This window comes from Janthinobacterium goodfellowi (genome assembly GCF_051380695.1).
Lineage (GTDB): Bacteria > Pseudomonadota > Gammaproteobacteria > Burkholderiales > Burkholderiaceae_D > Janthinobacterium.
Window position 1 is genome coordinate 595,326 of record NZ_JBNYXN010000001.1, and the last position, 17,687, is coordinate 613,012.

Below are 17,687 nucleotides of genomic sequence, written 5' to 3' on the forward strand. Positions count from 1 at the left end.
AGGGCATGGCAGACATGGTGGTGGTGCGCAAGGAAGGCTTGTACTGTGTGCCGGGTCAGTTCTACATCGACCCGTGGCGCCCCGTCGAGCGCGCGATCATCACGCATGCGCACGCCGACCATGCGCGCGTCGGGCACCGGCATTACCTGTGCGCCGCTCCCGGCGAGCAAGTGCTGCGCGCGCGCCTGGGCCCCGTGTCCATCCAGGCGCTCGCGTATGGCGACAGCATCGAACACCACGGCGTGCAGGTGTCGCTGCATCCAGCCGGCCACGTGCTCGGCTCGGCCCAGGTGCGCATGCAGCACGGCGGCGAAGTGTGGGTGGCGTCGGGCGACTACAAGCTGCAGCCAGATCCCACCTGCCTGCCGTTCGAACCCGTGCGCTGCGACACTTTCATCACGGAATCGACCTTCGGCCTGCCCATCTACCGCTGGCAGGCGCCGCAGGAAATCTACGACGACATCAATCAGTGGTGGCGCAGGAATGCGGCCGAAGGGCGCACCAGCGTGCTGTTCTGCTATGCCTTCGGCAAGGCGCAGCGCATCCTGGCCGGCCTCGATGCCAGCATCGGCCCCCTCATCTGCCATGGCGCGGCGCAGGCATTGACGCAGGTCTACCGCGAGTCGGGCGTGGCCTTGCCCGCCACCGTGATGGTGGGCGAGGTGACGGACAAGGCTGCATTGAAAACGGCGCTGGTGATCGCGCCCCCGTCGGCCGCCGGCTCGCCGTGGATGAAGCGCTTCGGCGACTACAGCGATGCATTCGCCAGCGGCTGGATGCTGCTGCGCGGCGCGCGCCGGCGGCGCGGCGTGGACCGCGGTTTCGTGCTGTCCGACCATGCCGACTGGCCCGGCCTGATGCAAGCGATCACGGCCACTCAGGCCGAACGCATCATCGTCACGCATGGCTCGATCCCCGTGATGGTGCGCTGGCTGCAGCAGAACGGCTGGCAGGCGGGCGGCTTCGAGACGGAATACGGCGACGACGAGGCCGATGACGGTGCGCCCGTTGCGTCCATGGCGGCGGAGGACGTCAGCCATGCGTGACTTTGCCCGGCTGTACGCGGAACTCGACGAGACGACTTCCACCAGCCGCAAGCTGGCGGCGCTGCAAGCCTATTTTCGCGGCGCCTCGCCCGAGAACGCGGCCTGGGCCGTGTATTTCCTGGCCGGCGGCAAGCCGCGCCAGGCCGTGCCCACCAAATTGCTGCGCGAATACGCGACCGAACGGGCTGGCCTCGATGCCTGGCTGTTCGACGAGGCCTATCACGCCGTGGGCGACCTGGCCGAAACCATCGCCCTGATCCTGCCCGCGCCCGCCAGGCGCAGCGACGTCGGCCTGGCAGAGTGGATCGAGCAGCGCATCGCACCGTTGCGCGGCGCGGCGCCCGACGCCATCCGCGCCGCCCTGCTGGGGTACTGGGACGAGCTGGAAACGCGCGAACGCTTTCTGCTGATCAAGCTGATCGGCGGCGGCTTTCGCGTGGGTGTGTCGAAACTGCTGGTGACGCGCGCGCTGGCATCGATCGCCGCCGTCGACAGCAAGCTGATCGCCCAGCGCCTGATGGGCTGGACCGATGGCAAGGTCAACCCCACGGGCGCGGGATTCTTGAAACTGATCGCCGCGCAGTCGGAGGGCGAACATGCGCTGCGCGGCGGCCAGCCGTATCCGTTCTTCCTCGCGCACCCCTTGCAGGCGCCGCCGGAGAGTCTGGGCGAGCCCGCCGGCTGGCTGGCCGAGTGGAAGTACGACGGCATGCGCGCCCAGCTGCTGCGCCGCGATGGCGTGAATTGGCTGTGGTCGCGCGGCGAGGAATTGATCACGGAGCGCTTTCCCGAACTGGCGCAGCTGGCCTTGCCGGAGGGCACCGTGCTCGATGGCGAAATCCTCATCTGGCAGCCGGGCGACGTGCCGGCGCCATTTGCCGATTTGCAGCAACGCATGGGCCGCAAGAGCGTGTCGCCCAAGTTGCTGGCCGAGCTGCCCGCCGTGCTGGTGGCCTACGATGTGCTGGAACTCGATGGCGTGGATGTGCGCCAACTGCCCCAGCTGGAGCGCCGCGCGCTGCTGGAAACCGTCGTGGCCGGCGTGCACTCTCCCGCGCTGCGCCTGTCGCCGCGCGTTGAAGCGGCCAGCTGGGAGGCATTGGCCGCCATCCGCGAGGAATCGCGCGCGCGCGGCGTGGAAGGCTTGATGCTCAAGGCCGTGTCGGCCGCGTATGGTGTGGGCCGCACCAAGGATGTGGGCACGTGGTGGAAATGGAAGATCGATCCGTATGCCATCGATGCCGTGCTGATCTACGCCCAGGCGGGCCACGGCCGCCGCGCCTCGCTGTACACGGACTACACGTTTGCCGTGTGGGATGAAGTGGAGGAGGGCGAGCAGGGGGAGCGTAAGCTGGTACCGTTCGCCAAGGCGTATTCCGGTTTGACGGATGCGGAAATCGGCCAGGTCGACGCGGCCATCCGCAAGACGACGATAGAAAAATTCGGTCCCGTGCGCAGCGTGCAGCCGACGATGGTGTTCGAGATCGGCTTCGAGGGCATCGCCGCGTCCAGCCGCCACAAGGCGGGCATCGCCGTGCGCTTTCCCCGCATCCTGCGCCGCCGCGAAGACAAGACAGTCGCCGACGCCGATACCCTGGCCACCCTGAAGGCCATGCTGGCCCAGACCACATGAGCAAAAGCATGCTGGCGCAGCGCATCGATGCGTGGTTTGCCGCGCGCGGCTGGACGATCTTTCCCTTCCAGCGCGCCGTCTGGCGCGCTGGCGCGCAGGGCCAGTCCGGCCTGCTGCATGCGAGTACCGGGTCCGGCAAGACCTACGCCGTGTGGTTCGGCGCCTTGCTGCGCGCCGAGCGGCTGGCGCGCAAGGGGAAAAGGCAGGGCTTGCGCGTGCTGTGGATCACGCCGATGCGGGCGCTGGCGGCCGACACGGTGCGCGCGCTGCAGGCGTCCGGCGAAACGCTGGCGCCCGGCTGGCGCATCGAGGCCCGCACGGGCGACACGAGCGCCGCGCAGCGGGCGCGGCAGGCGAAGTCCTGGCCCGAGGTGCTCGTCACGACGCCGGAAAGCCTGTCCCTGATGCTGAGCCAGGCGGACGCGCAGGAACGCTTCAGCCTGCTGGAAACGGTGATCGTCGACGAGTGGCACGAATTGATGGGCAGCAAGCGCGGCGTGCAGGTGCAGCTGGCGCTGGCCCGTTTGCGCCGCTGGAATGGAAGCTTGATGACGTGGGGCTTGTCGGCCACCCTGGGTAATCTGCGGCAGGCGCAGGACGTCTTGCTGGGCGAGGAAAACGCCGGCGTGCTGGTCGAAGGCAAAATCAAGAAGCGCATCCTCGTCGACAGCCTGATTCCCGTCAATCCCACGCGCTTTCCCTGGGGCGGGCATTTGGGCATCCAGATGCTGCAGCCGCTGATCGCCGAGATCGAGGGCAGCGCCACCACGCTGGTGTTCACCAACACGCGTTCGCAGGCCGAGCTGTGGTACCAGCACCTGCTCGATGCGCGGCCCGACTGGGCGGGCCTGATCGCCCTGCACCACGGTTCGCTGGACCGCGAAGTGCGCGAGTGGGTCGAGCAGCACCTGAAGACGGGCGAGCTGAAAGCCGTCGTGTGCACGTCCAGCCTGGACCTGGGCGTCGATTTCCTGCCCGTCGAACGGGTGCTGCAGGTGGGCAGCGCGAAAGGCATCGCGCGCCTGGTGCAGCGGGCCGGGCGCAGCGGCCACGCGCCGGGGCGCATTTCGCGCGTCACCCTGGTACCGACCAACAGCCTGGAATTGCTGGAAGCGGCGGCCGCCCGCGCTGCCCTGGCGCAGGGCCACCTGGAAGCGCGGCCCGTGCCCGACAAGCCGCTCGACGTGCTGGTGCAGCACCTGGTGACGATCGCGCTGGGCGGCGGTTTCGACTCGCCGGCGCTGTACCGCGAAGTGCGCGCGGCCTGGTCGTATCGCCAGCTGACGCCGGACGAGTGGCAATGGGCGCTCGATTTCGTCGCGCGCGGCGGGCAAAGCCTGACCGTGTACCCGGAATACCGCAGAGTGCTGCCGGACGATGCAGGCGTCTACCGCGTGCCGGATGTGGCGCTGGCGCGGCGCCACCGCATGAGCATCGGCACCATCGTCTCGGAGGCGGCGATCCAGGTCAAGTTCCTCGGCGGCGGACGGATCGGCAGCATCGAGGAATCGTTTATCGCGCGCCTGAAGCAGGGCGACCATTTTCTGTTTGGCGGGCGCATCCTGGAATTCGTGCGCGTGCATGAGATGACGGCGTACGTGCGGCGGGCCACGGGCAGCCGCGGCGCCGTGCCGCGCTGGCAGGGCGGCAAGATGCCGCTGTCGTCGGAACTGGCGCACGCCGTGCTGGACCAGTTGCAGCTGGCGCAGGAAGGGAAGGCCAGCGGGCCGGAAATGCGCGCGCTGGCGCCGCTGCTGGCCATCCAGCAGAAATGGTCCAGCCTGCCCACGCGCTCTGTCCTCTTGCTGGAAACCTTGTCCAGCCGCGAAGGCCATCACCTGTTCGGGTATCCGTTCGCTGGCCGCTCCGTGCACCTGGGCCTGGCATCCCTGCTGGCCTACCGCATCGCGCGCGTGCAGCCGGCCACCTTGTCGATCGCCGTCAACGATTACGGCTTTGAATTGCTGGGCGCGGACGATATCGATTTCGCCCCGCTGTTGACGGCCGCCAGCGGCGCCGATCTTACCCTGTTCAGCACGGACAACCTGCTCGAAGACGTGCTGGCCAGCCTGAACGCGACGGAACTGTCGCAGCGGCGCTTCCGCGAGATCGCCCGCATCGCCGGCCTCGTGTTTCAGGGCTATCCGGGCCAGCCGAAAAGCGCGCGCCAGCTGCAGGCGTCGTCCTCGCTGTTCTTTGAAGTGTTCCGCAAGCACGACGCGGCCAATTTGCTGCTCACGCAGGCGCAGCGCGAAGTGCTGGAGCAGGAACTGGAACTGACGCGCCTGCGCGCCACCTTGCGCGAGCTGCATGGACGCACCATCTGCCTGCAGCCGCTGGAGCGCGCCTCGCCATTTGCTTTCGGCCTGATGGTCGAGCGCTTCCGCGAACAGCTGACGACGGAAAAATTGTCGGACCGGGTGGCGCGGCTGGTGCTGGCGCTGGAAAAGGCGGCCGCATGACGGGACAGGAGCAAGCGCATTGCGCGGTGGAACTGGCCGGCGAGCTGGTCTGGCTGCTGGCGCACAAGGCCGTGTACTGGCCGGCGCGCAGGATATTGATCATCGCCGACATCCATTTCGGCAAGGCGGCCGCGTTCCGCGCGCTGGGCGTGCCCGTACCGCGCGGCACCACCACGCAAAACCTGCTGGCGCTCGACGCCTTGCTGGCCAGCTACGCCTGCGAGGAAATCGTCTTTCTCGGCGATTTTCTGCATGCGCGCGCCGCCCATGCGGCGGCCACCGTGGCGGCCATGCTGGCCTGGCGCGCGCGCCATCCCGACCTGCGCCTGACGGTGGTGCGCGGCAACCATGACGCGCATGCGGGCGATCCGGCCGCCGCGCTGGGCATCCGTATGGTCGACGAGCCGCACCAGGTGGGCAAGCTGTCGTTCTGCCATCACCCGGACACCGTGGCGCCCGGCTATGTGCTGGCCGGCCACGTGCATCCCGTGTTCCACTTGCGCGCAGACCGGGGCGGCCTGCGCCTGCCGTGTTTCCTGCTGGGCCGGCAGCGCGCCATCCTGCCCTCGTTTGGCACCTTTACGGGCGGCCATGCCGTGCGGCCAGCCGCTGGCGAGCGCGTGTACGTGACGGCCGACGCGGCGATTTTTCCGCTCCCCGCCAACTGCTGAGTGTCTGGTACTTTTGGTGTAAAACTAAAAGTAACTACGCCACCGTGGGCGGGACTCATCCTACATGCGCTCTTGCCATCCTCCTATTTCTTGTACCCCATGCGCGCACTAAGATGACTGTTCCCTTGCCATGCGAGGGGGAAGAATTGCATGGTTTGCACTGTTTTCGATTCTATCGATCAAGGAGATCATCATGGCCACATCGAGCGACAATAAACAGCAAGGTAGTAAAACCGGTAGCGGCAGCAGCAGTGGCGGCAGCGGCGGCAGCAAGCAAAGCGATACCAGCAAACGGGGCTTCGCTTCCATGGACCCGGCCCAGCAGCGCGAAATTGCCAGCGAAGGCGGACGTGCCGCGCATGAAAAGGGCACGGCGCATGAGTTCACGTCGGAAGAGGCACGCCGCGCAGGCAGCCAAAGCCACAAGAACGATGCGAACCGGCAAAGTGCCGCCAGCTCCAGCGTTTCGCGCGACAATGCCAGCATGAACCAGGAGGGCAACCGCGACAGCGGCAACAAGCAAAGCGGCGGTTCCGGTTCCAGCTCCGGGTCGCGCAACAAGTAGCGTTAGCTGAGTCGCAAGTCGCAAGTGGCCCTGGCCGGCGGGAAGCAGGCATGCCGCTGGCCAGGGCCACGCGTATGGCTAGCGCTGGTCAGCGCAAAATTTTGATGCAATGCAGCAGGCATGGACTATGATGAAATAGCTGCGCCGGCCATGGCCCACGCGCAGTCAACGCAGTCAAATCGCACTCACGATGGGAGAAGAATGATGGGCAACTCCACTACGCCGCAAGCCGGCAATAGCCAGGGCGGCACGCCGTCCGCGGCAGGCAACAAGCAAAGTACGGCCGATTCCGCCGAGAACTTTGTGCTGGTCGATAGCGGGCAAGGACTCGATATCGGCGACGATCTGTTTTCCATCGGCGAAGTGCGGCGCGCCGACCGCTTGCCCCATCACCAGTCCGGTTCCGCCGGGCAGAGCCGGCAGAGCGCCGACGATGCGCCCGACACCACGGGCAGTACGGGCGTCTGACCTGGTCGCCTAACTTTCTTCACTCCCGGACCACCCGCGCTGGGCCAGCCGCAAGACGTGTTCGCGCACGTCGGCTGGCCATGCCTGCACGCACGCCAGGAACGCTGGCTGCTTGCCGGCGAACAGGGCGCGGCTCGCTTCCTCGAAGCCTGGCGCATCGCCCGCCAGCGCACTCATGACTTTATACGCCGCTTCGCGTGCCTGGCGCTGTTCATCGTGTGCCTTGTTGCCCCGTTGAGCGTGTTCCACCAGCTTGCGCAAGGCGACGGAAGCGCCGCCCGGCTGCGTCGCCAGCCATTCCCAGTGACGGGGCAGCAAGGTGATTTCGCGCGCCACCACGCCCAGCTTCGGCCGGCCTGCCGTGCGTATGGCCGGGGGCGCGTCGTCATCGTGGGAGGGCGGTACGCGAGGCAGGCGCTGCAGCACCTCGGCCAGGCTGCCGTGCAGGTTCAGGTCGACCTGGCTGCCGCTGGCATCGTCGAAGATCAGGATCTGCGCATCGGGATCGTGCGTCACCAGTTCCTTCAGTGTTTGCGCCACGGCATGCAATGTGCCGGCGGCCACTTTGTGTGGGCCGGCAAAGGCCGTCAGTTGAATGGGGGCGTGCATGGCTTGCTCCAGTGAGTCAGTATGCAGGCAATTTTACCCGGGTTAAATTGAAAGTCAATATCACCCGGATAAAATAGGGCAAGACTGCTACAGGTCGACCCGGCCGTGTTCGCCCATGTCTTTCGGCGGTTCGCCCGTGATGGCGGCCTTGGCCATTTCATAGAATTGCATCATCTTGCTGGCGCTGCTATCCCAATACTCGGCCGACTGGATCGTCACCTTGATCAGCGACAGCTTCGGATCGTCGAGCCCGCCCGGGAACCAGGCTTTTACCAGCGGACTCCACAATTCCTCCGCCTTGGCGCGGTCCTTCAGCAGCTGCGCGTGGCCGCAGACGGATACATACAGGCTGTCGCCCGTGTCGACAAAGCTGACGTTGACTTGCGGATTGTTCAGCAAATCGCGCGCGTAGCTGGCCTCGTCCGAGACAAAGAACCAGATCTGCCCGTCGTTGTCGACCTGTTGCTGCGTCAGCGGCCGGCTGGTGAGGGTGCGCATGTCGTCGCTGGTGGTCAGCATGCCGAATTTGACGTCCTTGATCTTGGCCGCGATGCTGGCCAGTTGTTCGCTGGAATACGATTGCATGGGTGCTCCCTTGTTGGTTGTCCTGAACAACAAGCATAGGCGCTTGCTGGATGCGGCTCTGTACGGCAGCTTACGTAGCAAGGGGGTGCTTTGTTTCAAAGCTGTTACAAAACGCTGGCCTGGCGGGGCGCCCCATGTATTGACTTAATAAATGATAATCATTATCATTTGTTTGAAAATATCAGCATGCACTTTGATTGAAGGATGGGAATGAAGCACACTGACTTGTCGCGCCACCTGGCCCGCCCCTTGCCGGGAGCGGAGCATGCATAGTGCGGGCGCCGCCGACAAGGCCAGGAACAACGCCAGCCGCGCCGTGTGGCTGAAGAACTTGCATCAATGGCACTGGATCAGCTCGGCACTTTGTTTGCTGGGCATGTTTTTGTTCGCCATCACCGGCATCACCCTGAACCACGCCAGCCAGATCGAGTCGAAACCGTCGATTACGCGCCAGAAGGCGCAGTTGCCGGCCCCGTTGGTCACGGAACTGGCCGCCTATGCCGCCAGTCACGATGGCGCGAATGCGCCCATGCCGGCCGCCGCGGAAACCTGGCTCAAGCAGCAGTGGTCGCTCAACGCGGGCGGGCGTCCCGCCGAATGGAGCGTCGACGAAGTCTACCTGCCGCTGCCCAAGGCGGGCGGCGACGCCTGGGTGCGCATCGGCCTGGAAGACGGCGCCGCCGAATACGAATTGACGGACCGGGGCTGGGTATCCTGGCTCAACGACGTGCACAAGGGCCGCAACACGGGCGTGGCCTGGAATTGGTTCATCGATATCTTTGCCGGCGCCTGCATCGTGTTTTGCCTGACGGGCCTGCTGATTTTGAAGTTCCACGCGGCCAACCGGCCCTTTACCTGGCCGATGGTTGGCCTCGGCATCTTGATACCCTGCGCGATCGCCTTGCTGTTTATTCACTGATCGTTTTTATTTTTCCTTTTTACAGGCACACCATGAAATTACGCTACTCCCTGGCGCTTGGCCTTCCCCTGATCGGTACGTCGGCGATGGCGGCCGACCTGACCCTGAAGCTTGAAATCCCGCAATTGAACGTGGCGGAATACCACCGTCCCTACGTGGCGGCATGGCTGGAAACGGCCGATCAAAAGGTCGTCGGCAATCTGACGGTGCTGTATGACGTGAAGAAGAAGGACAAGGCCGGCGAAAAATGGCTGAAGGACATGCGCCAGTGGTGGCGCAAGAGCGGCCGCGACCTGGCCATGCCTGTCGACGGCGTCAGCGGCGCCACGCGCGCGCCCGGCGAACATACGCTGACTTTCCCCGGTGCCAAGGCCTTGCTCGACAAGCTGCCGGCCGGCGAATACCAGGTGGTGGTGGAAGCGGCACGCGAAGCGGGCGGACGCGAACTGGTGCGCGTGCCGTTCCAGTGGCCGCTGAAATCGGCCCAGTCCGTACCGACCAAGGGCAAGGAAGAACTCGGCAATGTCGTCGTCCAACTCAAACCTTAAGGCGCCTCTACCATGTTGAAGCAACTGAATAAACCGCTGATCGCCCTGGCGCTGGCCGGCCTGGCCATGAACGCCCACGCCCACCGCGGCTGGATGGTGCCGTCGAGCACGATGGTGGAAAGCAAGGACGCCTGGGTAACGGTGGATGCCGCCGTCTCCGACGGCCTGTTCGAGATCGACCACCAGCCGCTGCGCCTGGACGCGCTGCAAGTGACCGGCCCGGATGGCGCGAAAGTGGCGCCGGCGAACACGGTCACGGGCCGCTTGCGCAGCGTGTTTGATGTCAAGATGGAAAAGCCGGGCACGTACAAGGCCGCCATCGTGTCGCAGAACGTCATGGCCAGCTACAAGCTCAACGGCGAGCAAAAGCGTTTCCGCGGCAACGAAGAGACGTTCAAGAAGGACGTGCCGGCCGATGCGCAAGAGCTGAAAATCACGCGCACGGCAAGCCGTCTGGAAACTTTCTTCAGCAATGGCGAAACCAGCACGGAAGTATTCAAGCCGACGGGCGTGGGCCTGGAATTCGTGCCGGTGACCCATCCGAACGACTTGCGTGCGGGCGAAAAAGCCACGTGGCGCTTCCTGGTCGACGGCAAGCCGGCCGCGAACCAGGCCTTCAGCCTGGTGCCGGGCGGCGTGCGCTACCGTGGCGTGCTCGGTGAAATCCGCCAGAGCACCGATGCCAAGGGCGAAATCACGTTCACCGTGCCGGCCGCCGGCATGTATTACCTGAGCAGCACCTGGCCTGCGGCAGCGCCTGCCGTGGCCGGCCAGCCGCCAGCCATGCCCGAGCGCCGCATGACCTACGCGGCTACCGTGGAAGTGCTGCCGCAGTAAGCGGCGGCATCGTCACGAGCTCGCTGATGCGCCGGGTCCTGCTGCCGCAGCATATTTCCGATCAGGTCGCGCCGCCCGGCGCCGCGATCCGGGATGTGCGCGGCCTGACGATGGGCACCAGCTGGTCGGTGCGCCTGCTCGAGTCCGCCATGCCGGGACGCGCCGGCAGCGCCGATTTGCAGCAGGGCTTGCAGCAGCAGCTGGACCTGGTCGTGGCGCAAATGAGCCACTGGAACGACGAGTCCGACCTGGGCCGCTTCAACCGGGCCGAACCCGGCAGCTGGCACAGCCTGCCCGCCGCGTTTTGCGAAGTGCTGGGCTTTGCCATGCACGTCTCGCAGGCGTCGGGCGGCGCATACGACCCGTGCGCGGGCGCCCTCGTCAACCGGTGGGGCTTCGGCCCCCGCAATCGCTACGATGAGCCCGGCTTCCTGCCGCCGAAAGACGATACGGTGGCCTTGCTGCTGTCGCAGCGCCAGCGCCGCCGCCTAGAGCTGGACTTGCCGGCCCGCCGCGCGCGCCAGCCCGGCGGCTTGCAGCTCGATTTATCCGCCATCGCCAAGGGCTATGGCGTGGACCGCCTGGCGCGCTACCTGGACAGCCAGGGCATCGGCCATTACCTGGTCGAAGTGGGCGGCGAGCTGCGCGGCGCCGGCAGCAAGCCCGACGGCCAGCCGTGGTGGGTGATGCTGGAGCAGGTTGACGGCGCCGCCGATAGTGCCGACGATGCACAGCAACCGCCGGAAATGCTGCTGGCGCTGCACGGCTTGTCCGTGGCCACGTCGGGCGACTACCGGCGTTTCTTCGAGGACGGCACGGTGCGTTTTTCACACACCATCGATCCGCGCAGCGGCATGCCGATCGCCAATCAACTCGCTTCCGTCACCGTCGTGCATGAGCAATGCATGGCGGCCGACGCCTGGTCGACGGCCCTGACGGTGCTCGGTACCGAGGCCGGCATGGCGCTGGCCGAGGAGCAGGGCCTGGCCGCGCGCTTCCTGCAGCGCGACGGCCCTGGCTTTCACGAAACGCTGAGCAGCCACATGCTGGCCATGCTCGACGAATGAACGATTAATTCCATGATTTTTACGCACGATACGACGCGGCTGGCCTTGCTGGCGGCCCTGTCCCTCAGTTACGCGGGCGTGTGCCTGGCGCCCTGGCTGCGCGCGCGCGCCAGGCGCCGCGCGTCCGCCGCTGCCAAGGCGGCGCTGGCCGACAGTCCCGCCTGGCTGGTGGCGTATGCAAGCCAGACGGGCAATGCCGAGGAGCTGGCCGCGCAAACGGCGCAGAGCCTGCAACTGGCCGGCATCCCCGTGCGCCTGTGTGCGCTGGCCGAACTTACGGCTCTTGATCTGCAACAAGCGGAACGGGCCTTGTTCCTGGTCAGCACGTATGGCGAAGGCGACGCGCCCGACAATGCAGCCGCCTTCATGGGCCGCCTGATGACGGGCGGGCTGGCGCTGGCGCAATTGCATTACGCGGTGCTGGCCCTGGGCGACCGCAGCTATGGCCATTATTGCGGCTTCGGCCGCGCGCTCGATGCCTGGCTGGCGGCGCAGGGCGCCTCGCGCCTGTTCGAGCGCATCGAAGTGGACCGCAGCGCCAGCGCTGCCATCGAGCAATGGTTCCAGCATCTGAGCCACCTGGCCGGCACCAGCGATGCGCCCGACTGGAGCGCCCCCGCCTTTGGCGACTGGCGCCTGACGCACAGGCAACTGCTCAACCCGGGCAGCGCGGGCGGCGCCATCTATCACGTGGAACTGGCGCCCGTAGCGGGCAGCTTGCCTGACTGGCAGTCGGGCGACCTGGTGCAGGTGACGGCGCCCGCCGATCCCTCGCAGCCGCGCGAGTATTCGATCGCCTCGATTCCGCGCGACGGCGGCGTGCACTTGCTGGTGCGCCAGCATGCGCATCCCGACGGCAGCCTGGGCCTGGCCTCGGGCTGGCTCACGGCGCAGGCCAAGGTGGGCGACGTGGTGCAGCTGCGCCTGCGCCAGCACAAACGCTTCCGCCTGGAAGACAATGCCCAGCGTCCTTTGATTTTGATCGGCAACGGCAGCGGCATCGCCGGCTTGCGCGGCCATCTGAAAAGCCGCGTGCTGGCAGGGCAGCGGCGCAACTGGCTGATCTTTGGCGAGCGCAATGCGGCCCACGATTTCCATTACCGCGAAGAGATTGAAGGCTGGCATGCCAGCGGCGACTTGCCTCGGCTGGACCTGGCGTTTTCGCGCGACCAGGCCGAGCGGACCTACGTGCAGGACCGCCTGCGCGGCAATGCCGATGAAGTCAGGCTGTGGCTGGAGCAGGGCGCGGCCATCTATATTTGCGGCAGCCTGGCCGGCATGGCGGGCGGCGTTGACCAGGCCCTGCAGGAGATGCTGGGCCGGCCCGCGCTTGATGCGCTGGCGGCCGAAGGGCGTTACCGGCGCGACGTGTATTAATAGGGAACGGCTGGCTTACGGCTGGACTGCGGCCAGCGGCGTCGTGTCCATCTCGCCGCTCACTTCCTGCAAGCCGCGCGCCAGGCTCGAGATGCTGGGGTTGTCGATGAAGACGCAGCGCTTGCCCGTGCGCTTGCAATAATCCTTCACGCGCCAGTAGGCGCTGTGGCTGATGCAGCCCGTCTGGCAAATCACGAGGTCGGCCGCCGCCAGGCTCGAGTCGAGCAGGTTGGCATTGTCTTCCAGGCCGCCGTCGTGGTGGGCGAACTGCGCGCCCACGCGCTCGATCAGGGCGCGGTAGGTGGCGACATTGCCGCTGCGCCCGCCCACGCACAAGACGCTTTGATCGACGAGGCGGATCGGCATCTTCAGCTTGCCGCCTGTTGGCACTTCCAGCTTGGGCGCCGGTGGCGGCACGGCGGCGGCCTGGCGCGGCTGGGCCTGTTTCAATTCCGCGATTTGCTGGCGCAATTCCTTTTCGCGCTCATCCATTTGCGCCAGGCGCTCGACCAGGCGCGTGCGCGATTCCAGCGCGGGAATGGCGGCCTGCAATTGCGCCAGATCAAAACGCAAGCCGTCGATCACGCTGTCCTTGCCGATCGATTCGGCACGCGTGCGTAGCAGCACGGCCTCCTGGCGTTCCAGTTCGCCCGTCTTTTCCGTCAAGGCGGCCTGGCTGCGCTGTTGCAGCTTGGCCAGTTCCTGCGTCAGGCGCGCATTTTCTTCCTGCAAGGCCGTAAACTTGCCCATGTCGGCGCGCACGCAGGCGCCGGCCTGGTGCTGGATCATGTGCAAGTCGCGGCACATCTGCTCTTCCAGCTCGGCATCGCAGCGCGGGTGCGTCAGGCCGGCCCAGAAGGCGCCCGACACGTCGCCGTTGGCGACGGCCGTGCGCCACAGTTGCGCTACCTGTTCCGTGGTCTTGGCGCCGCGAAAGCGCAGGATCACGGGAGCGTAGCGGCGTTCGAGTTCCTTTTGCAGCGCCTCGGACAGGCGGTTGCGCGCGCCGCATTCCGTCACGGCGCCCACGTGCACTTCGTAGTCGTCGGCCAGCACGCGCCCGCCCGTCATCTTGCCCACCAGCTTGCGCAGATAGCCCAATGGCAAGCCCACGCCAACCAGCGGACAATGGCAGGTATGCGACAGTTCCCACAGCCGGCGGCGGCGAGACGCGAGCGCGGCCGTTTCCGTGCCGGCGTGGGCGCAATTGCTGATGACGGGCAGGGACTGGTCTTTGTCACACATGGCGATATCCTGTTGGGCGGTGGGGCAGCAGTGGAAGATCAATAGAGATTATTGCGGCAGCGGCGAGGCGGGGCGCCTGGCGCTCAGCATGCGCGCCAGGCGCTCGAGCAGGGTGGCCTTCGGCGGCGCGGGGCGGTGCAGCGCCACGAGGGCGGCCCATTGCTGCGCCAGTTGCTGGCAGGTTGCTTGCAGCACGGGGCCCAGGCCGGGCGAATTCGATAGCACTTGCAGATGGCGTTCGATGACTGCGGCCAGTTTCTCGCAGGGACTGTCCGCATGGTAGTGCGACATCAGGTGCAGCACGGCCGACAGCAGCAATTCGGGCTGCTGGCCTTGCGGAGAAGGAAACATCGGGGAAGGTCGGTCGTTCGCCATCAAACACTCCTGTGCGGTGGTTTGGCTGGCTGCGCGCACGGGGCGCGACTGGCTGGCGAGTGTGGTGACTGGCTGCCGTGCTGCTTCAGGCAGTCAGGATCAGCTTGTTCAATTGGGTGACGCGCAGGCGATAGATCTTGCCGCTGTGCTCAATCTCCACTTCGCGGCCCTGCTGCAGCAGCGCTTCGCTGGTGATGCGGCGCGCCGGCTGGGCCATGCTGACGGGAGGACGGACGTGGGCAGTAGCGGCATCCTGGATCAAGGCTGGTTTTGAGCTTTGCATGTTGGGCTTTCTTTATCTCAGTTGAGAATGATTCGTATTTGCATTATTGTTGAATGTGGCCCGAAAAGCAAGGCTTATTTGTGCGGAATCCGCGCTTTTTTGCGATGGGATGGCGGTGCGGAGGATGGCGCTGCGCAAAGGGGGCCGCGGGCGCGGCGCGGCAGCAAAAAAGACCCGGCCAAGGCGGTGCGCGCCTCGGCCGGGTCAAGCCTGTGCCAAGCTGGAAGAAATCGGGATGAGTTAAATCGTGGCCAGCAATTGCGCCGAGGCGGTGGCGGCCGCGGTGGTGTCGGCCTTGAGCTTGGCGGCGGCCAGCTGCTTGGCGCGCGAGCGCGACGGCGGCAGGCGGCGCAGGGTTTTCAGGGCGTCCGGATCCTTGATGCCGATGGTGCGCTGGTCAACCGTGATCAGGCCGATTTCATTGAAGGCGGACAAGGTGCGGCTGACCGTTTCCAGGGTCAGGCCCAGGTAGCTGCCGATCTCATGGCGCGTCATGCGCAGGTTGAACAGCTTGCTCGAGTAGCCCATCTGCGCGAAGCGGTCGGCCAGCGAGACGAGGAAGCGCGCCACGCGGGCTTCGGCGCTGAGGGCGCCCAGCATGCCGATCATCGCCTGTTCGCGCACCAGTTCGCGGCTCATCACGCCGTACATGACGTTTTCCAGTTCCAGGTGTACACGTCCCAGCGCCGTCAGCTTCTTGAACGGCAGCAGGATCAGGTCGCAGTCGGACAGGGCCACCGCTTCCGAGGAGTAGTGGCGCGAGTGGATGCCATCGACGCCCAGCATGTCGCCCTTCATGGGAAAGCTGAGTACCTGTTCATTGCCGAATTCGTCGATGAGCACGGTTTTCAGGAAGCCCGAATTGACGATGTACAGGGTGTCGAACGGCTGGCCGATGGTGTGCACGCGCTGGCCCGTCTTGAATTGCACGTGCTGGAACAGCAGTTCGTCGGCGGCGATGGTGCAGGCGCTGGAGATATGCAGCAGATCGCATACCTCCTTCAGGTTCGACCATAGCCGCCCCTGGCGCTGGCGCCCTGCTTCCATCGGAGAGGAGGGGGCCAGCGATGGGGCGGCGGCGCGGGTTTCAGGCGTTTGCGTGGACAGCATGTTCATCTCCTGGTGACAGGTAGTTCAGAGTTGAATAACAGGGTGCGCAGGACGGCGGGCAGGGAAGGGGCGGCGCGCGTCCAGGCAGGTAAAGCTCAATTCGCTGACGACTTGCTGTGTGATGAAATAACTTCCCAGCAACTTGATTACTGGTTTCAGTATGCCAACAACCGTATGCAATTAATATCAGCAGTGGCTGAATATGGGAGTAAGAGCTACGGTAGGCGAGGTAGGATTGTTCCTACAGCGGACGCGCGGGCGCGCGTCGCCGGGCTTACGTCTTGAAGGGGGAGAGCAGGCGGTGCGCCACGGCATACTGCACCATTTCCGACAGCGAACTCATGCCCATTTTTTGCATGATGCGCGTCTTGTGCGTACTCACCGTCTTGACGCTCAGGTGCAGGTTGTTGGCGATTTCCGTGATCGACTTGCCCGCCACCAGCAGGGAAAACACTTCGAACTCGCGGTCCGACAACTGTTTGTGCAACAGGCTTTCATTCGGCATCATGATGTTGAGCACGAGCTGCTCGGCCACCTCGGCGCTGATGTAGGGACGTCCCGACGCCACCTTGTGGATGGCGCCCACGAGCTGGGTGCCAGCGCTTTCCTTGGTCAGATAGCCTTGCGCGCCGGCGCGGATGGCGCGCACCGCATATTGCTCTTCCTCGTGCATGGTGAGGATCAGGATGGCCAGCTTGGGCGCCTCGCTGCGGATTTGCCGGATCAGGTCGACACCGCTGCGCCCCGGCATCGACAGGTCGAGCAGCAACAGGTCGAAGCCGCCCTGGCGTACGTGGTTGAGTACTTCAAAACCGTCGATGGCTTCACCCACGATATCGATGTCCGGCGCGCCGTCAAGGATGCGCTTCAATCCTTCTCGCATGATGGTGTGGTCGTCGGCAATCACAATACGTATCATAGGCGGGCAATCTGGAGGATGTCCGTCGCCGGACAAGCAAATGTTAAGAAACGAGAAACGTTGTCATTTTAACTGAAATGGCCGCAAGTTTGCCTTTTACTTCATGTGCCGGCAGCGGCGGCCCCCCGTGGCCATCTGACCGCCTATTTCGTTGCGGGTTCCTTGATCAGCCTATGCACGAGCACCGGCAATTTCGAGTGCGACAGCACCTTATTGGTCACGCTGCCCAGCAGCAACTGCCCCCAGCCGCTGCGGCCATGCGAACCCATGAAAATCAGGTCGCAATGCTGCAATTGCGCCACTTCCACGATTTTCAGGGCCGGGCTGTCGGAAAAGGCCGTCAAGCCCGTCGCTTCCAGGCCCCGCTTGGCGGCTGCGTCGAGGATGGGCTGCCAGTGGTCGGCGCCCGCCTTGCGCATGGCGATGCGGTATTCCTCTTCGCTGGGATAGCTTGGGGGAATGATCTCGATGTACACCGGGTACTGGTATTCGGGCGCCACGTACACGGCAAGGATGTCGGCGTGCATCTGTTCGGCAAAGGCAACGCCGGCACAGGCCGTCAAGTTGGAGACGGTGGAGCCGTCCGTGGCGATCAGAATTTTCTTATACATGGCAGGTCCTTTGGCGGTGACTCAGCGCGCGCAACGCCTCTTATTGTAGACGCGGCGTCAGCATTGTATTCATGTAAAGACTTGATAATTATCAATACAACTGCACCTTCAGTATAGACAACATTGGCAGAAAGATCGTGTTTAGCTGCAACGATGTCCGTGGAGCTGTTGCGCAGGCGCCCGCAGGCAGGATTTCTTCTGCCGCGCGTGGTCTTGCACGCACGCCAATGGTAGTATTTCAAAATACAACAGCAGGAACACTTATTTCCTGGTGGAAAAGCTCTTGTGGACCTGCTTTGCACCAGGAAGCGCGTTTTGAGATTTACCAACAGGGCGGCGCCCTGCTACACTCGCACC

The 17,687-nt window shown here is 65.0% G+C and carries 19 protein-coding genes; 11 read left to right on the forward strand and 8 right to left on the reverse strand.

Features of this window, described 5'->3' with window-relative positions; all coding sequences use genetic code 11:
- Positions 1-5: 5 nt before the first annotated feature.
- The 6 genes from ACQ4WQ_RS02690 (at position 6) to ACQ4WQ_RS02715 (ending at position 6,845) form a co-directional block, all read left to right on the forward strand.
- A complete protein-coding gene (locus ACQ4WQ_RS02690; protein ID WP_436494496.1) occupies positions 6-1,046 on the forward strand; it encodes a ligase-associated DNA damage response exonuclease in 1,041 nt (346 codons plus the stop codon).
- Positions 1,039-2,679 (forward strand): ATP-dependent DNA ligase, encoded by a 1,641-nt coding sequence (locus ACQ4WQ_RS02695; protein ID WP_436494498.1) that lies wholly within the window; start codon positions 1,039-1,041, stop codon positions 2,677-2,679. The genes ACQ4WQ_RS02690 and ACQ4WQ_RS02695 overlap by 8 nt, the downstream gene beginning before the upstream one ends.
- Entirely contained in the window at positions 2,676-5,141 is a 2,466-nt protein-coding gene (locus tag ACQ4WQ_RS02700) for a ligase-associated DNA damage response DEXH box helicase (RefSeq protein ID WP_436494500.1), read from the forward strand. The genes ACQ4WQ_RS02695 and ACQ4WQ_RS02700 overlap by 4 nt, the downstream gene beginning before the upstream one ends.
- Positions 5,138-5,812 carry a ligase-associated DNA damage response endonuclease PdeM gene (pdeM, locus tag ACQ4WQ_RS02705; RefSeq protein ID WP_436494502.1) on the forward strand — a complete coding sequence of 225 codons (675 nt, stop codon included), beginning with the start codon at positions 5,138-5,140 and terminating at the stop codon, positions 5,810-5,812. Before ACQ4WQ_RS02700 ends, pdeM begins: the two co-directional genes overlap by 4 nt.
- Before the next feature lie 193 nt (positions 5,813-6,005).
- A complete protein-coding gene (locus ACQ4WQ_RS02710) occupies positions 6,006-6,377 on the forward strand; it encodes a KGG domain-containing protein (protein ID WP_436494504.1) in 372 nt (123 codons plus the stop codon).
- A gap of 201 nt (positions 6,378-6,578) precedes the next feature.
- On the forward strand, positions 6,579-6,845 hold the full coding sequence (locus ACQ4WQ_RS02715; protein WP_326457210.1) for a hypothetical protein: 267 nt from the start codon (positions 6,579-6,581) through the stop codon (positions 6,843-6,845).
- 9 nt (positions 6,846-6,854) lie between these two features.
- Here ACQ4WQ_RS02715 and ACQ4WQ_RS02720 read toward each other — a convergent pair whose 3' ends face one another.
- Both ACQ4WQ_RS02720 and ACQ4WQ_RS02725 read right to left on the reverse strand, forming a co-directional pair.
- A complete protein-coding gene (locus tag ACQ4WQ_RS02720) occupies positions 6,855-7,454 on the reverse strand; it encodes a DUF2239 family protein (protein WP_436494506.1) in 600 nt (199 codons plus the stop codon).
- Positions 7,455-7,541: 87 nt separating this feature from the next.
- Complete coding sequence (locus ACQ4WQ_RS02725; RefSeq protein WP_436494508.1) at positions 7,542-8,039, reverse strand: pyridoxamine 5'-phosphate oxidase family protein; 498 nt, start codon at positions 8,037-8,039, stop codon at positions 7,542-7,544.
- Positions 8,040-8,304: 265 nt separating this feature from the next.
- On the opposite strand from ACQ4WQ_RS02725, the gene ACQ4WQ_RS02730 reads away from it, so the two are divergent.
- The 5 genes from ACQ4WQ_RS02730 to ACQ4WQ_RS02750 are packed head-to-tail and all read left to right on the forward strand — an operon-like array spanning position 8,305 to position 12,787.
- Complete coding sequence (locus ACQ4WQ_RS02730; protein WP_436494510.1) at positions 8,305-8,958, forward strand: PepSY-associated TM helix domain-containing protein; 654 nt, start codon at positions 8,305-8,307, stop codon at positions 8,956-8,958.
- A gap of 32 nt (positions 8,959-8,990) precedes the next feature.
- Complete coding sequence (locus ACQ4WQ_RS02735) at positions 8,991-9,506, forward strand: DUF2271 domain-containing protein (protein WP_436494512.1); 516 nt, start codon at positions 8,991-8,993, stop codon at positions 9,504-9,506.
- A 12-nt stretch (positions 9,507-9,518) separates the two neighbouring features.
- Positions 9,519-10,343, forward strand: a complete 825-nt coding sequence (locus tag ACQ4WQ_RS02740) for a DUF4198 domain-containing protein (protein WP_326457205.1) — start codon at positions 9,519-9,521, stop codon at positions 10,341-10,343.
- A gap of 26 nt (positions 10,344-10,369) precedes the next feature.
- Positions 10,370-11,410: an FAD:protein FMN transferase gene (locus ACQ4WQ_RS02745; RefSeq protein ID WP_436494514.1), complete on the forward strand. Its 1,041-nt coding sequence runs from the start codon at positions 10,370-10,372 to the stop codon at positions 11,408-11,410.
- Positions 11,411-11,422: 12 nt separating this feature from the next.
- On the forward strand, positions 11,423-12,787 hold the full coding sequence (locus ACQ4WQ_RS02750; RefSeq protein ID WP_436494515.1) for a sulfite reductase subunit alpha: 1,365 nt from the start codon (positions 11,423-11,425) through the stop codon (positions 12,785-12,787).
- 15 nt (positions 12,788-12,802) lie between these two features.
- Here ACQ4WQ_RS02750 and ACQ4WQ_RS02755 read toward each other — a convergent pair whose 3' ends face one another.
- From ACQ4WQ_RS02755 to ACQ4WQ_RS02780, 6 genes are all read right to left on the reverse strand, one after another.
- Positions 12,803-14,032 carry a DUF2325 domain-containing protein gene (locus tag ACQ4WQ_RS02755; protein WP_436494517.1) on the reverse strand — a complete coding sequence of 410 codons (1,230 nt, stop codon included), beginning with the start codon at positions 14,030-14,032 and terminating at the stop codon, positions 12,803-12,805.
- A 48-nt stretch (positions 14,033-14,080) separates the two neighbouring features.
- Positions 14,081-14,407 carry a hypothetical protein gene (locus ACQ4WQ_RS02760; RefSeq protein ID WP_326457201.1) on the reverse strand — a complete coding sequence of 109 codons (327 nt, stop codon included), beginning with the start codon at positions 14,405-14,407 and terminating at the stop codon, positions 14,081-14,083.
- 85 nt (positions 14,408-14,492) lie between these two features.
- Positions 14,493-14,690 (reverse strand): hemin uptake protein HemP, encoded by a 198-nt coding sequence (gene hemP / locus ACQ4WQ_RS02765; protein ID WP_034750559.1) that lies wholly within the window; start codon positions 14,688-14,690, stop codon positions 14,493-14,495.
- A 240-nt stretch (positions 14,691-14,930) separates the two neighbouring features.
- Complete coding sequence (locus ACQ4WQ_RS02770) at positions 14,931-15,737, reverse strand: Crp/Fnr family transcriptional regulator (protein WP_034783488.1); 807 nt, start codon at positions 15,735-15,737, stop codon at positions 14,931-14,933.
- A gap of 337 nt (positions 15,738-16,074) precedes the next feature.
- Complete coding sequence (locus ACQ4WQ_RS02775; RefSeq protein ID WP_034750556.1) at positions 16,075-16,719, reverse strand: response regulator; 645 nt, start codon at positions 16,717-16,719, stop codon at positions 16,075-16,077.
- A gap of 143 nt (positions 16,720-16,862) precedes the next feature.
- Positions 16,863-17,330, reverse strand: coding sequence for a universal stress protein (locus tag ACQ4WQ_RS02780; protein WP_436494519.1), 468 nt, complete (start codon positions 17,328-17,330; stop codon positions 16,863-16,865).
- Positions 17,331-17,687 lie beyond the last annotated feature (357 nt).

What these genes read in the sequence shown, in the direction of transcription:
- ACQ4WQ_RS02750 (WP_436494515.1), top strand. Translation starts at nt 11,423, where the DNA reads ATGATTTTTACGCACGATACGACGCGGCTGGCCTTGCTGGCGGCCCTG.
- ACQ4WQ_RS02745 (WP_436494514.1), top strand. Translation starts at nt 10,370, where the DNA reads ATGCGCCGGGTCCTGCTGCCGCAGCATATTTCCGATCAGGTCGCGCCG.
- pdeM (WP_436494502.1), top strand. Translation starts at nt 5,138, where the DNA reads ATGACGGGACAGGAGCAAGCGCATTGCGCGGTGGAACTGGCCGGCGAG.
- ACQ4WQ_RS02725 (WP_436494508.1), bottom strand. Translation starts at nt 8,039, where the DNA reads ATGCAATCGTATTCCAGCGAACAACTGGCCAGCATCGCGGCCAAGATC.
- ACQ4WQ_RS02740 (WP_326457205.1), top strand. Translation starts at nt 9,519, where the DNA reads ATGTTGAAGCAACTGAATAAACCGCTGATCGCCCTGGCGCTGGCCGGC.
- ACQ4WQ_RS02710 (WP_436494504.1), top strand. Translation starts at nt 6,006, where the DNA reads ATGGCCACATCGAGCGACAATAAACAGCAAGGTAGTAAAACCGGTAGC.
- ACQ4WQ_RS02775 (WP_034750556.1), bottom strand. Translation starts at nt 16,719, where the DNA reads ATGATACGTATTGTGATTGCCGACGACCACACCATCATGCGAGAAGGA.
- hemP (WP_034750559.1), bottom strand. Translation starts at nt 14,690, where the DNA reads ATGCAAAGCTCAAAACCAGCCTTGATCCAGGATGCCGCTACTGCCCAC.
- ACQ4WQ_RS02695 (WP_436494498.1), top strand. Translation starts at nt 1,039, where the DNA reads ATGCGTGACTTTGCCCGGCTGTACGCGGAACTCGACGAGACGACTTCC.
- ACQ4WQ_RS02760 (WP_326457201.1), bottom strand. Translation starts at nt 14,407, where the DNA reads ATGGCGAACGACCGACCTTCCCCGATGTTTCCTTCTCCGCAAGGCCAG.
- ACQ4WQ_RS02780 (WP_436494519.1), bottom strand. Translation starts at nt 17,330, where the DNA reads ATGTATAAGAAAATTCTGATCGCCACGGACGGCTCCACCGTCTCCAAC.
- ACQ4WQ_RS02720 (WP_436494506.1), bottom strand. Translation starts at nt 7,454, where the DNA reads ATGCACGCCCCCATTCAACTGACGGCCTTTGCCGGCCCACACAAAGTG.
- ACQ4WQ_RS02730 (WP_436494510.1), top strand. Translation starts at nt 8,305, where the DNA reads ATGCATAGTGCGGGCGCCGCCGACAAGGCCAGGAACAACGCCAGCCGC.
- ACQ4WQ_RS02700 (WP_436494500.1), top strand. Translation starts at nt 2,676, where the DNA reads ATGAGCAAAAGCATGCTGGCGCAGCGCATCGATGCGTGGTTTGCCGCG.
- ACQ4WQ_RS02770 (WP_034783488.1), bottom strand. Translation starts at nt 15,737, where the DNA reads ATGGAAGCAGGGCGCCAGCGCCAGGGGCGGCTATGGTCGAACCTGAAG.
- ACQ4WQ_RS02755 (WP_436494517.1), bottom strand. Translation starts at nt 14,032, where the DNA reads ATGTGTGACAAAGACCAGTCCCTGCCCGTCATCAGCAATTGCGCCCAC.
- ACQ4WQ_RS02735 (WP_436494512.1), top strand. Translation starts at nt 8,991, where the DNA reads ATGAAATTACGCTACTCCCTGGCGCTTGGCCTTCCCCTGATCGGTACG.
- ACQ4WQ_RS02690 (WP_436494496.1), top strand. Translation starts at nt 6, where the DNA reads ATGGCAGACATGGTGGTGGTGCGCAAGGAAGGCTTGTACTGTGTGCCG.
- ACQ4WQ_RS02715 (WP_326457210.1), top strand. Translation starts at nt 6,579, where the DNA reads ATGATGGGCAACTCCACTACGCCGCAAGCCGGCAATAGCCAGGGCGGC.